This window comes from Pantoea rwandensis (assembly GCF_002095475.1).
In the GTDB taxonomy this organism is placed as follows: domain Bacteria; phylum Pseudomonadota; class Gammaproteobacteria; order Enterobacterales; family Enterobacteriaceae; genus Pantoea; species Pantoea rwandensis.
Window position 1 is genome coordinate 187,384 of sequence record NZ_MLFR01000003.1, and the last position, 16,096, is coordinate 203,479.

Sequence of the window (16,096 nt, forward strand, 5' to 3'; positions counted from 1 at the left end):
TTATATCATCAACTTAGGTGAAATCGGTTTTGATTGCCGCAGGTGCGCGGCTAATGCCCTGTGGCAGCAGTGAAGCCAGCCAGCTCACCAGCATCGTCAGGGTACGGAAAATACGGCGTAGCGGGGCAGGGCCATACTCCGCCAGGCGCAGATAGCCTTTAAATCCCAGAACCATGATGTCGGCCAGACTCTGTACCGGTTTGTCTTCCGGGAAGCCGTCCTGCCAGAGCGCCCAGGTATCGGCACGGGCGAAGGTGCACTGGATAAATTCGATATGCTGGCGCGTGGAAAGCTGATGCAGGCGAATCCCTGCACGGCGACCAAACACACGCTGTACCTGGCAAGGGAAGCTGAACTCTTGCTGACCACGGCGCAGTAAAAGCCAGACGGGTTCATCTTCCTTTAACGCATCGGCTTCGCGTAGCTCAACGCCAACCCCGCCGTCGGAGTAGTCACGTAACGTGCAGGGCACCATGTGGCCATCCTGACGTGCGATGGCCGCCGGCATGGCGATCTCCACGCGATGGGCTTCTCGAATCTGGCGCGCCTCTACGGAGACCGCCACTGCGCCACCCAGAATAATCATGTTGTAAGCCACCCATACCAGGCTCACCCAGATGGTGAGCATCTCATTGGCGGGGCCGTACGCCATGCGCCAGAAGGCCATGACAATGCCAGCAATGTTCAGCAGCACCAGCATCATATAGGGCTTGGTGATCACCCAATCGAGATGCCGCTCTTCAACCAAGCCGCCTTTCGCGGTGACGTTGAATTTGCCTTTATGTGGGTTGAACAGCGCGACGGTGGTAGGGCGAGCGATATACCACGCCAGTACGGTTTCATACACTTCACTCCAGAACGAGTGACGCCAGCGTCCCTGAATTCGCGAGTTGGTCAGGCTGGTGTGCACCATATGCGGTAAGACGTAAATCGCAATCGCCAGCGCGGGTGCATAGATGATGTAGGCGTGGCACAGCAGAAACGCCAACGGAGCCAGCAGGAAGATCAGTCGAGGAATTCCGGCCAGGAAGTGCAGCATGGCATTGGCGTAGCACAGGCGCTGGACCAGTTTTAAGCCTTTGCCAAACAGCGGGTTATCCAGACGGAAAATTTGCACCATACCGCGCGCCCAGCGAATACGCTGGCCGATGTGCGCCGACAGGCTCTCGGTGGCCAGTCCCGCGGCTTGTGGGATACGGATATAGGCAGAGGTGTAACCCTGGCGATGCAGGCGCAGCGAGGTATGCGCATCTTCAGTGACGGTTTCCACGGCGATGCCGCCAATCTCATCCAGCGCGGTACGGCGCAGCACGGCGCACGAGCCGCAGAAAAACGCCGCATCCCAGGTGTCGTTCCCATCCTGCACCAGACCGTAGAACAGCGAACCCTCGTTAGGCGTCTGACGGAAGCGCCCGAGGTTACGCTCGAACGGATCGGGCGAAAAGAAGTGGTGTGGGGTTTGCAGCATGGCTAACCGGTGATCCTTCAGGAACCAGCCCATGGTCAGCTGCAGGAAAGATCGCGTGGGAACGTGGTCGCAGTCGAAAATCGCCACGTAGTCACTGCGGCAGGCCACTTTCAGCGCATGGTTGATATTGCCCGCTTTGGCATGTTCATGGGTCGGGCGTACCACATAATTAACCCCCACGCTGGCGGCAAACTCGCGGAACTCCTCACGCGATCCGTCATCAAGGATATAAATATTGAGCTTATCCTGCGGCCAGTCGATGCCCATCGCTGCGTAAATGGTGGGTTTCACCACACTGAGCGGCTCATTATAGGTGGGAACCAGAATATCGACGCTCGGCCAAGAGGTCATCTCCGGCGGCATGGAGACCGGTTGGCGGTTAAGTGGCCACAGCGTCTGGAAATACCCTAAAACCAGAACCGTCCACGAATAGGTTTCGGCACCGATCAGCAGCAGGCCAAATGTCAGGCTGAGCGGATCGTCCCAATTCAGGGTTTCGGTGTAGCGCCACCACAAATAACGGCAGGAGATAGTGAGGGATAAGACAATCAGCATGATGGTCGAGAGTCGCCCCGGCACGCGGCGAACCATCATTGCCAGGCCCCACAATAGCAATACAAAAACAAACTGTGTGGTGATCCCAAACGGCTGCGAAATGCAAAGCAGCGCAAGCAAGCTGGCAACAATCGCGGCGGCAATAAACATCAACTGGCGGACGGGTGCGGGCAGCTTTTGCAACTGCTGCTCGGCGCGCTGGTGCAGGCCCGTTTTTGCCAGGTGATCAGGCACACGACCCAGCCACTGATAAAGTTGCTGACGCCAGCGGAACAGCGAACTAAACGCATTGAGGCGCTGACGTTCGCTGCGTGCGCTGTTATCGAGCGGGAGCACCAGCAGTAGCCACAGACTTTGCAGCGCGTATCGCAGCACATCCAATGGGCGCGGGCGCAGCGGTGAAATCTGCGGATAGTAGCGTTGACGCTGCTGCAGAATACGTTGCCAGCCGGGTGTTTCCTGCCGCAGCAGCGACCAGGCGAGAACACACCACAGCAGATGCAGAGTGACGGTGAAAAATCCCGCGCCGTGTTGGCGTGCCAAACGGGCGCGGCGCTGCAACGCAAGCCACGCCTGCGGAACGAACAGCCAGCGCAACGGATTCACGCGATACCGCCAGCAACATTGAGCAGCAACCAATTCGCCAAGGTATTAATCTCTTCACTGGCCAGCGCGTGGGGACGGTATTCACCCACCGGTTGTTTCATCATCAGTGCTTCGGCCAGCGCCTCATCACGATGAATAACCTGTGGGATGAGATTTTTCAGTGTGCGTAGCCAGAGCTGATGCAAATCCTGTTGCAACTGGCTATTGGCATTGAACTGATTGATTAAAAACAGGGTGTGCGGCAAGAAGCGCGGGTGATGCAATCGCAGCTGACAGTTTGCGTCCAACGACAATACCTGCAGCAGACGATCGGCAGCCATTGCGAAGGATCGTTGCCAAGGTAATAGATCCGCAGGGAGGTCGAAGATCAGCCAGCGATACTGTGATTTCAGCGCCGGTAGAGCATGGAGCAGCGGCGCCGCAAACTGTTCGTCAACGGACTGCAGACTTAAGGTTTGCTGATGGCTCAGCGTGCCAAAGGGCAGGAAATCGAGCCCGGATTGATACCGCTGCGCACACTGTGACCACGGCTGCTGTTCCAGCAGTGCCGATACCCAGCCTTGCGGGTGGCTAAGCGGAAGGTTGAAGTGAGCAGCGAGTTGATTAGACGAAGAAAAATCGATAACCAGTACCGATTCCTGCAACGTGTTGAGCGCCCAGCCGAGCGCCGCACTGAGTGATGTCGCGCCACAACCGCCGCGCAAACCCTGTAGGGCGATGACCGGCATTAGCGTTCCTGCTCCTGTGCAGCGGTTAATTCACGCAGCAGCGGCCAGCGCGTCAGTAGGGTATTCAGCCGCTCTTCGCGGGCAATATCAATGTAACGAAAGGCCTTTAGAGAAAAGGCTTCGCTCAAAGCATTAATGTCATCCTGATCTTCACTGGTGGAAGCGATCAGCGAAAAGGCATTTTCAGTTTTCATTACTTTCTTGCCATCAATAACAGCAACGGATGAATTGTGATTTTATTTTTTGTAAAGTCTAAACCTGAAGAAAAGCCAACACCATGTCGAAATCAGTATGATTTGAGATAGCGCAGGTTTTATTTATTTCAACAGTTTCAATTGTCGCCGTCTATATTAAACTAGCCTGGATTGTTCTGATCGCGAAACAAATATGAAAAATCTCTATGCGCTTGGTCTACAACAGGTTCAGCAGGAATTAACCACCCTGCAAAATCCAGGGTTTTATTGGATCACCAGTCAACGTCAGGAAGATGCACGATTGCTGTTGCGTCAGGTGGTTAGCCATCAGCAGGTCGCCACACTGGTCAGCGCAGATGAGAAGCCGCAGTCGCTGCTCACCCCCGACCCGGCCTCTGGTCCGGTGCGTATCCCGCTGTTCTCTTTACCCGCGAACAAAGCCGGTTTACAGCGTCTGGAGAGTGATTTCGCCCGCATACTGAATAGCCGTAGTGGCTTAGTGCTGTTTTACAGTAATGCCGCGCTGTGGAGTAAATTATCCCCGGATGAACTCACAGATTGGGTTAAACGAATGCGGCGTTTGTTAATCAAAAAACAAATCACGTTGCTGTTGATTACGTCTGGTACCTCTATTCTTCACCTCCGTAATCATCTACAACGTTATTTTCGCCAACTTGATGGTGTCGCACATTTAGAGTTCCAACAGGACAGTTGGCAATACCGAATTAACTGGTGGTACTCTGCCGACAAATTACTGGCCGATCGCGCCATCCGATTCAGTTGCAAAGATAATCAATTTATTGCTGCCAACGAGGCGGAACAAAATACCCCTCTTAGCCTGAATGATGAAAATCAGTTCCTTGCGCAGGAAGCTGTGCTGGAAGGTGCGCCGCCACTCTCCAGCCAGTGGCAACTGTTTAGCGACAATGAAGGCGTGTTTTCGCGCGCTCAGCAGGCGAATGCGGCAACCGTCATTTTTAATCTGGCCCATAACCAAGACATCAATACTCTAGCGGGGATGGTCCACAGTTTACGTCGCTCACGAGGTAATGCGCTAAAGATTGTGGTGCGCGAAATTAGTACCAGTCTAAGGTATAGCGATGAGCGCTTGCTGCTGGCGTGTGGGGTGACTGCCATTGTGCCGACGGCGGCAAGTTTGTCCCGCTTCCTCACCACGCTGGAGGGGATTCAGGGGCAGCAATTTACTCGCCATGTGCCGTCTAATCTTGCGGGCTTAATGCAGGCGTTACAGCCACTGCAACAAAAGGGCCTCCTGCCACTGGAAAACTTCTGTGCGGCGGTGCAGCAATTGATGAGTAATACGCTGCTACCGGAAAATGATAAAGGTTTGATGGTGGCGCTGCGCCCGGTGCCGCAGTTAAAGCCCGAACAAATTTTGACGCTCTGCAAGCCACGTCGTTTCGGCGATCTGGTGACGTTAGTCAATGAGCGCATCTATTTATTTCTATCGTCTTGTCGTTTTAACGATCTGGATATTGCGCTGAAGTCGATTTTTTCACTGCCGCACGATGAATTGTTCAGCAACCGGGTGGTGTGGTTTGAGGATAATCAGATCCTGTCGGAAGTGCATAAAATTCGGCAACTGACGCCAGTGGCACAACGTGAAGCACCGATGGTGACAATGCAGGTAGCACAAACCCATCAGACACCTGACGAGACCCTGCGCCGCGCGCAAACCCCGCAGCCGATTACACTCAACGTGGATGGAGATCGCCGCTGATGACACTGATGGATTGGGTGCAGGTGGCGATCCTGCTGTTATTAATTTTACTGTTCCTGAAATCCTTGTTCGTGCGCTGGTTACCGCGCAGCAGCACCCGTTTGCTGATGCGTCTGTTGCCGCTGCGTGCGCTGAAATCGGAAGGGCAGTGGCAACGCAAACCCGCTAAAACGGATACAAAACCGTAATGAGTGATAATAAACCTTCGAGCTGCACGGTTCGTGGTGGCGCGGTCTCGGTGGCTGGAATTTCTACTTCCTGATCAAGTTTGGTCTGTTGTGGTATGGCTATCTTAATTTTCATGCCTTAAGCAATTTGGTGTTTCTGGCGTGGCTACTGTTCCCACTGCCTTCTCGTCGTCTGCATCGCATCCGGCACTGGGTTTCTGTGCCAATAGGTTTTGCCCTGTTTTGGCATGATACCTGGCTGCCGGGGATGGATTCGATTATGAGCCAGGGCAGCCAGCTGGCGGGATTCTCAGCCGCTTACCTGCTCGATCTGCTGGAACGCTTTATTAACTGGGAGATGATCGGTGCGGGTTTTGTGCTACTGGTGCTGTATATGTTCATTGCCCAGTGGATTCGCGTCACCGTTTTGGTGTCGTTGATGCTGATTTGGCTTAATGTTTTGACCATCGCAGGCCCAGAGATGAACCTGCTGCCGAGCAAAACGGCTACGCCGGAAGTGGCGCTGAATGATAAAGCCTCCACCGCAAAAGCGCCGGATGGCCTCGATCAATCGGCTCCCCCCACCAGTGCCAATCTGACTTCCTGGCTTAACCGCTTCTACGACAGCGAGCGACAGCGTGTAACGCATTTCCCGGATGCGCTCCCCGCTGACTCACAGCCGTTTGATATCCTGGTGATCAATATCTGCTCGTTGTCCTGGTCGGATATGGATGTGGCACAGTTGCGTGACCATCCGCTGTGGAAGCACTTTGATATTGTGCTGAACAACTACAACTCTGCCACCGGCTACAGCGGCCCGGCGGGGATCCGTTTATTACGCGCCAGCTGTGGCCAGACCTCACACACCAATCTGTATAAACCCACCGATCAGCGTTGCTATCTGTTTGATAATCTTGCCAAGCTCGGCTTTAAGCAGGAGCTGATGATGGACCATACCGGTGTGTTTGGTAACTATCTTAAAGAGCTGCGTGAAGAGGGTAACTTACAGGCACCGCTGATGTCTCAGGCGGGCATTGCGCCAGAGTTGACGTCATTTGACGGTTCGACGGTGTTCAATGACGGACAGCTTATGCAGCGCTGGCTGGATGATCGCACCAAGAGCAGCGATGCACGCAGTGCCACTTTCTATAATCTCATCCCCTTGCATGATGGTACGCGTGAGTTAGGCAGCACACGCACGGCGGAATGGCAGCCACGCGCTAAAGTGCTATTTGACCAACTGGATACCTTCCTGACTAATCTGGAAAAATCAGGCCGTCGCGTCATGGTGGTGGTGGTGCCGGAGCACGGTGCGGCGCTGCAGGGCGATAAAATGCAAATGTCAGGATTGCGTGATATCCCAAGCCCTAGCATTACCCATGTCCCGGTAGGCATTAAGTTTGTTGGCATGAAGGCGCCTCATCAAGGGCAACCGTTGACCATTGATACGCCGACCAGCTTGCTGGCGATATCGGAGATTGTTTCACGTGTGGTGGATGGCCAAGTCTTTAACGCGCCGAACGTGAATATGTCGGTGCTGGCGGATAATCTGCCGCAATCGCCAGTGGTCTCGGAAAACGACAATGCGGTGGTGATGATGTATCAAGGCAAGCCCTGGATCCGACTTAACGGAGGAGACTGGGTCGCTTATCCGCAGTAGCCCACCGTAGCGGCGCAACTTATCGCGCGATAAATCGCGCCGCTACAACATTGTGCACTTCCTCATTGCTGACTTATCTGGTTCCCAAGGCGATTTTTCGACTTTATCCCGGCGCAAAGCAACACTGACCTGCGATATACTCGCAACGCATTTTATCTAAATACACGGCGTTAGACGCCGGGAGAGGTTTGGTTGCGCGTTAGTCGCTCGTTAACGATAAAACAGATGGCAACGGTGTCCGCTGTGGCCATGGTGACCATCAGTATTTTTATCGTCATTCAACTTTTTCACTTTGTGCAGCAGCGCAGAATTGACTACGCCCAGCAGATGGAGAATATCGCGCACACGGTGCGTCAGCCGCTGTCAGAAGCGGTATTAAAAGGCGATATTCCGCAGGCTGAACACATCCTTAATACGCTGAAACCCGCGGGTATTTTGTCGCGTGCCGATGTGGTGTTGCCCAACGCGTTCCAGGCATTGCACGCGGACTTCGTGCCAGATAAGCCTGTCCCCCTTTTTGTGGCGCGTCTGTTTGAGTTACCGGTACAAATCACCTTACCGCTCTATTCTGTCGAGCGCACAGGCTTACCAAAGCCGATTGCCTATCTGGTGCTGCAAGCCGATTCATCACGCGTCTATCAGTTTCTGCTGAGTACGCTCTCCACCATGATCACCACTTATTTGCTCTTGGCACTGATTCTTTCAGTGGCGGTAAGCTGGTGCATCAACCGGCTGATTGTTCATCCTTTGCGCAACCTGTCGCGTGATTTGCTAGAGCTGCCACCGCAAGCCATTCTTACGCACAAGCTCGATCTACCGCATAACCATCGGGATGATGAAATTGGCATGCTGATCCGCAGTTACAATCGCAATCAGCAGGTGCTGGAGTCGATTCACGATGAAATGAGTCGCATGACCACCCATTTTGCGGTCACTGATTTGCCCAATCGGGCGCTCTTCCTGGCGCTACTGGACCAGCACATCAGCCACCGCCATAGTCACCAGTCTTGGGGCTTGATGGTGATTCGCATTGAAACCCTTCAGGAAGCCAACGGCGTACTGAGTGATGAACAGCGCGACACCCTGATGTTGACGCTGGTAGAGAAAATTCGCAGCACGGTTGACGACCATACGCTGCTGGCGCAAATGGGGACGAGTGACTTCGCACTGTTGATGAAACGCGCGCACAACCCGTTCCGGGCGATGCGGCTGGCGCGTAATTTGATGATTCGTATTAATCAGCCGGTGAATCTCCACCAGTTACAGCTGCGCCCCAATGCCAGTATTGGTCTGGCGTTACATGACGACAGTTTGGTCAGTGCCAGCGAGCAGCTCGATCGTGCCACTTCCGCAATGATGTCAGCGCGTCATCAGGGCAAAAACCAGGTCCTGTTCTTTGACCCTGCCCTGACCGAACGGGCACAAAAACGTTTAACACAGGAGCACGATATCTTGCAGGGACTACAGGATGATCAGTTCGCGCTCTACCTTCAGCCGCAAATCAATATGGAAACCGGAGAATTGGCGGGTGCTGAAGCACTGCTGCGCATGCGGATGCCGGATGGCAGCTATGGGCTATCTGAAGAGTTTATTGCCAGCGCAGAAGAGATTGGTGTGATTTCAGCGATTGGGCGCTGGGTGTTTGAGGAAGCTTGCCGCATCCTTGCCGGGTGGCAGAAACAGGGCATCAATATCCCACTCAGCGTCAACATCTCTGCTGTACAGCTGCGTGATGCCAGCATGGTCACACATTTACAAGGCTTGCTGGAGCGTCATCGTATTGCACCGGGTAACTTCGTGCTGGAGATAACAGAAACCGCGCAGATTGGTGATGCGGAACAGGCAATACAGTTGCTGCGCTCACTGCAGCAAACCGGTGTCGCTGTCGCCCTGGACGATTTCGGTATGGGTTACTCAAATCTCAATTATCTGCATCAGTTTAAGGCGTTGCCGGTGAACAAACTGAAGATGGATCGCAGTTTTGTCGCTGCACTGCCTGACGACGACACCATGGTACGCATCGTGGCCGCGATTGCCGATATCATCCATCTTGATGTCATTGCCGAGGGTGTAGAGACCGAAGAGCAGCGTGATTGGCTACTGGCGCGTGGAATTACCATCGGCCAGGGGTACTTGTATGCAGAGGCTTTACCTTTACCTATCTTTAATCAACGCTGGCTCTCCCGTTGGTCACATCCTGAATAATCACCTGATTAATTGATTTTCCTTGTTAAATCGCCGTCAGACGGGGTGCTGAAGCGTTTCAGTTCATAGTTAGAGTTTTGTAACTTTTGTAAGGAATGTAAGGGTATATTAATCCTGTTAACGGGGTGTTATTTTCCCGCAATCGGTAAGGTTATACGCTTCCAGGCGGCTTGCCGCATGCGTTTTCCATAATAACGACGGTGAATACCGTCTATACCTGGACACCTGTTATGAAACTGTTCAAAAGCCTCTACTTCCAGGTGCTGGTTGCCATTGGCATCGGCGTCCTGTTAGGCCACTACTATCCTGAGTTAGGCGCGCAAATGAAGCCGCTTGGCGATGGCTTCGTTAAGCTGATCAAGATGATCATCGCCCCCGTGATTTTCTGTACGGTGGTGACCGGTATTGCCGGCATGGAGAGCATGAAAGCAGTTGGACGTACGGGCGCTGTCGCGCTGCTCTATTTTGAAATTGTCAGCACCATCGCGCTGATTATCGGTCTGGTAGTGGTTAACGTGGTGCAGCCAGGTGCGGGCATGAACGTCGATCCGGCCACCCTCGATGCCAAAGCCGTGGCGATTTACGCCCAGCAAGCGCAGGATCAGGGCGTTATTGCCTTCTTGCTCGACATCATTCCGAGCAGCGTGATTGGTGCCTTTGCCAGTGGCAACATCCTGCAGGTGCTGCTGTTCGCCATCCTGTTTGGTTTCGCCCTGCACCGCCTGGGTAACGCCGGTACCGTGATGTTTAACGTCATTGAGAGCTTCTCGAAAGTGATCTTCGGCGTGATCAACATGATTATGCGCCTTGCGCCTATCGGTGCCTTCGGTGCGATGGCCTTCACCATCGGTAAATACGGTGTCGGTTCGTTGGTGCAGTTGGGTCAGCTGATTATCTGCTTCTACATCACCTGTGTGCTGTTTGTGGTCGTGGTGCTCGGTTTGATTGCGCGCTGGGCCGGTTTCAACATCTTCAAGTTTGTCGCATACATTAAAGAAGAGCTGTTGATCGTGCTGGGGACTTCTTCATCTGAATCTGCGCTGCCGCGCATGCTGGATAAAATGGAGAAGTTAGGTTGTAAGAAATCGGTGGTGGGTTTGGTTATCCCAACAGGCTACTCCTTTAACCTTGATGGCACCTCAATCTACCTGACCATGGCGGCGGTGTTTATTGCTCAGGCAACCAACGCTCATATGGATATCTTCCATCAGATCACCTTGCTAGTGGTGCTGCTGCTCTCCTCTAAAGGTGCAGCAGGGGTAACGGGCAGTGGCTTTATCGTGCTGGCGGCAACCTTATCTGCGGTAGGTCATCTGCCGGTTGCCGGTCTGGCGTTGATTCTCGGTATTGACCGCTTTATGTCCGAAGCACGTGCACTGACTAACCTGGTCGGTAACGGAGTGGCGACAGTGGTGGTGGCGAAGTGGGTGGGGCAGCTGGATGAAAAGCAGATGAAAGCGACGCTTTCTTCAGCGAAAAAGGTGAATAACGCCTCACAAACCAGCGTCTGATCGTCTATTTACGCTAATTTCCCAAGAAATGCCCGCTGTCACTTGCCCTGACAGCGGGCATTTGCATAATAAACCCCATTGATTTTTTTCCCGATTTTTTACCTCGTTGCGCGACATCCTGACCATCCTGTGGTCAAAGAGTCTGTTCTTCAATAAACGTGGCGGCAAACTGCCGCGTCGGTCATCTCAGAGGTGACCGCACATGTCGCGATAACGAGCGTTGATCTGTTTGAGTAGGGGTTCACATGCAGGGCACCAGAATTCGGCTTTTGGTTGGCGGATTGATCCTTGCGGCATCCGGCTTCGGCGTACACGCCGAAACACTCCAGCCCGATCCCGCGTGGCAGGAAGGCAAACTGGACAATGGTTTTAGCTGGCAGCTACTGACCACGCCACAGCGTCCAAGCGATCGCATTGAGTTGCGTTTAATTGTTAACACCGGTTCGCTGGTGGAGAGCGCGCAGCAAACTGGCTTTAGCCACCTAATACCCCGTCTGGCGATGGTGCATAACGCCACGCTGGATACCAATCAGCAGCGTGCACTCTGGCAGCAGGCCATGGATCCGCAGCGTCCTCTGCCACCGGCTATCTCGTCGTATGATTACACGCAATATAATCTGAGCCTGCCTAATAACCGTCCTGAGTTGCTGAAAGAAGCCTTGAGCTGGCTGGCAGCAACGGCAGGTAAAATGAGCATCAATGAGCAGGTGGTCTCCACCGCGCTCAGCGCATCCGACCCTATCGCGACTTGGCCATCCAACACTCAAGACGTGTGGTGGCGTTATCGCCTGAAAGGCTCAGCTATGCTGGCGCACGACCCAGGTGAACAGCCGCGTGCACCGGTGGATATCGCCCAACTCAGTAGCTTCTATCAGCAGTGGTATACGCCTGATGGGATGACGTTGTATGTGGTGGGGAATGTCGATAGCCGCAGTATCGCGGAACAAATCAATAAAACGTTCTCACCGTTGAAAGGTAAACGCGTCGCGCCGGCTGCACTGCCAACCTTGTCACCTTTGCCGCATCAAGCGGTCAATCTGGTGAATGGGGGGATGAATCAAGATCGCCTGTCATTGGTATGGGATACGCCATGGCAGCCCATTCGTGACTCACAAAATCTTCAGCATTACTGGCAGAGCGATCTGGCGCGTGAAGCGCTGTTCTGGCATGTGCAGCGCGCCCTTGCTGACAGTAAAGCGCAGAACGTCCAGGTGGGCTTTGACTGCCGCGTGCTCTATCAGCGTGCCCAGTGTTCCATCAACATGGACAGCCCAAATGCCTCGCTGCCTCAGAATATGAATCAGGTGGCGAAAGAGCTGGCAGCGGTGCGTGATAAAGGTTTGCCGCAGGATGAGTTCGATGCGTTGATGGCGCAGAAGCTATTAGAGCTGAATAAGTTGTTTGCCACCTACGCACGCACTGACACGGATATCTTGATGGGCCAGCGTTTACGCTCGCAGCAAAACGCGGTAGTGGATATCGCCCCGGAGCAATATCAGAAACTGCGTCAGGCGTTTCTTGGCGAGCTGACGCGTGAGCAGCTTAATCAGGAGCTGCGTCAGCAATTATCGCAGGAGCTGACCATGGTGCTGATTCAGCCGCAGGGTGAAGCCGAAACCAACGTGAAGATGTTGCAAGAAGGCTGGGACAAGGTGATGAAGGTGCCAGATGCGCCTGCCGCTCCAGCAGCCACCGATGATGCCGCGAAAACGGATGGCAGCGCCAGCGCCCCAGCGGAGCAGGCCCCTCCTTCTTCCTGAAGTCTGTGGATCGTCGCGAGCGTCTTGCGCGCCAGCCTTTGTGGGGCGCGCAAGGACCGCGTCTGCAATATGACTTAGCGGTGCGATTTATCGCGCACTCCTGGAGCGATGACGTCGCGGACCGGCGCGCAATAAGTTGCACCGCTACGATTACATCACCTTTCTACGTCTTTGCTCGCAGCCACTCGGTGACCAGCATCGGCCAACTGGCGAGTGGTAAATCCGCCACGCCACGAATGCCAAATCCGTGGCCACCTTTCTGGTAGAAGTGAATTTCAACTGGCACCTTGTGTTCACGTAAAGCACTGAAAAACACCATGCTGTTATTCACGGACACAGCCTCATCATCGCTGGCATGAATCAGCAGCGTAGGGGGTGTTTGCCCATTCACGCGCGTTTCTAGCGAGTAAGCATCAATGATCTTCTGATCTGGCCATGCGCCCAGCAGGCGGGTACGTGAGCTTTCGTGCGCCAAACCATCCCGCATACTGATCACGGGATAGAGCAGGACCATTGCATCCGGTCGCGGTGAGAAGTTGTCAGCATGGTCCTGAACCGGGTAGATTTTTTCGCCAAAGCGGGTGCCGAGGCTGGCAGCCACGTGGCCACCCGCGGAGAAGCCCATCATCACGATGTATTTACCGTTCATGCCGCGCTGAGCCCGTTCACGCAGCACGCGCACCGCGCGCTGTGCATCTGCCAGTGGCGCATCGGGTCCTTCGTGATGGCCATCGTAGGGTAAGCGATAGGTCATTACGGCCAGCGTGTAACCCATGGACGTAAAGAATGTGGACAGTGCACTGCCCTCGCGGTCAATCAGAACGCGTTGATAACCGCCACCGGGAGCAACCAGCAGCGTAATGCCGTTTGAGGTTTCAGGATGCCAAATCGCCATCTCAGGGCAGCGCACGCCGGTGGCTGCGCGGTCATAAGGCTCGTACTCTTTGGCGAGATCGACGATCTGTGGTTGAGCGCGCGAATCACTCGCGCCTGGCGCATCACCGTGCGGCCAGATATTGATGATTTCTGTGTGCATAAATCAGTCCTGAGCGAGTCATGTTGTCGTTTTTTTTGTTCGCGGCCGGTGTCACAGCATCCTGCTGTTATTGATTAAAACATGGTCTGTTTTTGCCCTGGCGTCCAGCCGAAAACCGCCAATTTCGCGAGTTTAAGACTATGCCTGGCGGCGGGTTAAGTTGTCGTAATTGATTGAATTTAAATTGGTGTTATTAATAATGTTGAAGTGAAAGAGGCGAATTGTATCCGGAGAGGCATCACTGGCGATGTTGATGAAAATTAGCAGTGAAATATGCGTGATTAACGCAAATTTTTCTCCTCATTCATTAAGGCGCAATAATGTTTTTATTGTTTATGGCAGAGAGTTTGGTAGCAACACGATTTATGGTGCGCATCTGAAGCGGCAGTGCCACGGACAGATGCGCAAACCATTGCATCGCGACTTTTCAGTGCGGTATTTACTTCAATAGCGGCATTGCTGCCAATGGAATAATTGCACCGCGGTGCTGGATTACCGTACTGGCCGTCAGATGACCGCGTGCGGCGGCATCTTCTGCACTGCCACCGGCCAAACGCACAGCCAGATAGCCGGCGCTGAAAGAATCACCCGCGGCAGTCGTATCAATCACTTTCTCTTTCGGCAGCTTAACCGCAGCGACTTCACGTAGTGGCTCATCGCCAATCGCCACCAGGCAGGAATCTGCGCCGCGCTTGATGGCAATCTCCTGCACGCCGGCTTCACGGGTGCGGGCAATGACGGCTTCCAGTGGCTGCTCGCCCCACAACAGATGTTCATCATCCAGCGTCAGGAATGCCATGTCGGTGTGACGCAGCATCTCGGCATAGGCTTGCTGTGCGCTGGCTTTGTCAGCCCACAGGCGCGGACGATAATTGTTGTCGAAAATCACTTTCCCGCCGTTTTGACGACAGGCGCTGAGCAGCGTCATCAGCTTCTCGCGGCTGTCAGTCGGCAGAATCGCCAGGCTGATGCCACTCAGATAGAGATAATCGTACTGAGCCAGCTGTGCGCAGATCGCATCGGATTCCGGGCTGTCCAGCCAGAAACGTGCCGCAGCGTCATTACGCCAGTACCAGAACGTGCGTTCGCCGTGATCGTCAGTTTCAATGAAGTACAGGCCTGGCATCTTATTATCGAGACGCTGAATCAGCTGGGTTTGTACTTGCTCCTGTTGCCAGGCTGCGATCATCTGGTCACTGAAGCTGTCGGTGCCCAGTGCGGTGACATAGTTTACCTGAAGCTGCTGGCTATCTGACTGACGTGCCAGATAGACCGCCGTGTTCAGCGTATCACCGCCAAAACCGCGTTTGATGTTCTCGCCTTTTTCGGACAACTCAATCATGCATTCGCCAATAATGGCGATGTTCTTCTGCGTCATGGTCTTCGGCCTGTAGTGAATTCTGCCCACGAGTCTCGCGTCTGGTATGGCAGCTGTCAATGGTTTTTAAAACGACGTTTTAATTTAGCTTAAGGGGCGAGTTGGCCACGTCAATGACGATTTAGCGGTCAAAGCGTCGTTTGTTTTGCCGATTAAGCCTGAAACGCGCTGATACACTCAACTGCTCGTGTGGCTGCTGAGACCAATAAAGTTATCCCGTTAATAGCCGATACTTGCCGCTGGGATGCTATTTGCAGGCACCCACCACCAACCAGGAAAAAACCATGGTGATGAATAATTTAAGTCATCGGCTGCCTTTTTCAATTGAACTGGAGCAACAACAGGAAACGCGTCTCTTCTGGCAGCAGTGCCAACGATTCTATACTTTCCAGCCGATCTACCAGGTCTCCGGCCGTTTACTGGCTATTGAATTACTGACTGCGGTGGCCCATCCATCCGCACCAGAAAAAAGGTTGTCGCCCGAAACCTATTTTGAGGCGCTGAATATCGCGCAGCGTCTCGACGTCGTTGAAGAGCAGCTTGAACTGCTTTTACAGTGGTCGCATTTCTTTACTCAGCGTCAGCTGGTGGCCTCGGTCAATATTGATGGCCCTACGCTCATGGCGATACAGCAGCATGCGGAGATCCGTCAGCTCATCACCCAACTGCCTTGGGTGCGCTTCGAACTGACGGAACATCATGCGCTGCCGCAAGAAGAGATGGTAGCGAAGATGCCAGAACTGGGTCCGTTATGGCTGGATGATTTTGGCTCCGGCATGGCGAATTTCTCTGCGCTGACTGAACTCCGTTACGACTACATTAAGCTGTCACGCGAGCTATTTATGCTGCTGCGTTCCACCGATGAAGGCCGTTCACTGTTTTCTATGCTACTGGCCTTAATTAACCGTTATTGCAACGGCGTGATCGTGGAAGGAGTGGAAACGGAAGAGGAGTGGCAACAGGTGTGTAACTCACCCGCGATGGCCGCACAAGGCTATTTCTTCTCTCGTCCGGTGCCCTTCAGTGAGTTGGAATCCATGGCACTTGAGCTTCCCTGACCCCGTTCCCCTACGTCTCGACTACAGTT

The 16,096-nt window shown here is 53.8% G+C and carries 12 protein-coding genes; 7 read left to right on the plus strand and 5 right to left on the minus strand.

Going from position 1 to position 16,096, the window contains the following annotated elements; genetic code table 11:
* Positions 1 to 13: 13 nt before the first annotated feature.
* Genes bcsA through bcsR form a run of 3 tightly spaced genes read right to left on the minus strand, consistent with a single transcriptional unit; the run spans position 14 to position 3,551 of the window.
* Positions 14 to 2,629 carry a UDP-forming cellulose synthase catalytic subunit gene (bcsA, locus tag HA51_RS05995; protein ID WP_084933122.1) on the minus strand — a complete coding sequence of 872 codons (2,616 nt, stop codon included), beginning with the start codon at positions 2,627 to 2,629 and terminating at the stop codon, positions 14 to 16.
* A complete protein-coding gene (bcsQ, locus tag HA51_RS06000; protein WP_084933125.1) occupies positions 2,626 to 3,357 on the minus strand; it encodes a cellulose biosynthesis protein BcsQ in 732 nt (243 codons plus the stop codon). The genes bcsA and bcsQ overlap by 4 nt, the downstream gene beginning before the upstream one ends.
* Positions 3,357 to 3,551, minus strand: coding sequence for a cellulose biosynthesis protein BcsR (bcsR, locus tag HA51_RS06005; protein ID WP_084933127.1), 195 nt, complete (start codon positions 3,549 to 3,551; stop codon positions 3,357 to 3,359). Before bcsR ends, bcsQ begins: the two co-directional genes overlap by 1 nt.
* A gap of 193 nt (positions 3,552 to 3,744) precedes the next feature.
* Between bcsR and bcsE the strand changes: the two genes are divergently transcribed.
* The 6 genes from bcsE to HA51_RS06040 all read left to right on the plus strand — a co-directional run bounded on the left by bcsE (position 3,745) and on the right by HA51_RS06040 (position 12,595).
* Complete coding sequence (gene bcsE / locus HA51_RS06010) at positions 3,745 to 5,292, plus strand: cellulose biosynthesis protein BcsE (RefSeq protein WP_084933129.1); 1,548 nt, start codon at positions 3,745 to 3,747, stop codon at positions 5,290 to 5,292.
* Entirely contained in the window at positions 5,292 to 5,480 is a 189-nt protein-coding gene (gene bcsF, locus HA51_RS06015) for a cellulose biosynthesis protein BcsF (protein ID WP_084933133.1), read from the plus strand. The genes bcsE and bcsF overlap by 1 nt, the downstream gene beginning before the upstream one ends.
* 22 nt (positions 5,481 to 5,502) lie before the next feature.
* The gene (gene bcsG, locus HA51_RS06020) at positions 5,503 to 7,119 is read left to right on the plus strand and encodes a cellulose biosynthesis protein BcsG (protein WP_084933136.1); all 1,617 of its coding nucleotides are present in this window, start codon (positions 5,503 to 5,505) and stop codon (positions 7,117 to 7,119) included.
* 192 nt (positions 7,120 to 7,311) lie between these two features.
* On the plus strand, positions 7,312 to 9,324 hold the full coding sequence (gene hmsP, locus HA51_RS06025; RefSeq protein ID WP_084933139.1) for a biofilm formation regulator HmsP: 2,013 nt from the start codon (positions 7,312 to 7,314) through the stop codon (positions 9,322 to 9,324).
* Between the two features lie 230 nt (positions 9,325 to 9,554).
* Positions 9,555 to 10,835: a dicarboxylate/amino acid:cation symporter gene (locus tag HA51_RS06030; RefSeq protein ID WP_084933141.1), complete on the plus strand. Its 1,281-nt coding sequence runs from the start codon at positions 9,555 to 9,557 to the stop codon at positions 10,833 to 10,835.
* 245 nt (positions 10,836 to 11,080) lie between these two features.
* Entirely contained in the window at positions 11,081 to 12,595 is a 1,515-nt protein-coding gene (locus HA51_RS06040) for a M16 family metallopeptidase (RefSeq protein ID WP_084933144.1), read from the plus strand.
* A 163-nt stretch (positions 12,596 to 12,758) separates the two neighbouring features.
* Here HA51_RS06040 and HA51_RS06045 read toward each other — a convergent pair whose 3' ends face one another.
* On the minus strand, positions 12,759 to 13,631 hold the full coding sequence (locus HA51_RS06045; protein WP_084933146.1) for an alpha/beta hydrolase: 873 nt from the start codon (positions 13,629 to 13,631) through the stop codon (positions 12,759 to 12,761).
* A gap of 439 nt (positions 13,632 to 14,070) precedes the next feature.
* The gene (gene kdgK, locus HA51_RS06050) at positions 14,071 to 15,009 is read right to left on the minus strand and encodes a 2-dehydro-3-deoxygluconokinase (RefSeq protein ID WP_084933149.1); all 939 of its coding nucleotides are present in this window, start codon (positions 15,007 to 15,009) and stop codon (positions 14,071 to 14,073) included.
* A gap of 284 nt (positions 15,010 to 15,293) precedes the next feature.
* On the opposite strand from kdgK, the gene pdeH reads away from it, so the two are divergent.
* The gene (gene pdeH, locus HA51_RS06055) at positions 15,294 to 16,067 is read left to right on the plus strand and encodes a cyclic-guanylate-specific phosphodiesterase (RefSeq protein ID WP_084933153.1); all 774 of its coding nucleotides are present in this window, start codon (positions 15,294 to 15,296) and stop codon (positions 16,065 to 16,067) included.
* Positions 16,068 to 16,096: the final 29 nt, after the last annotated feature.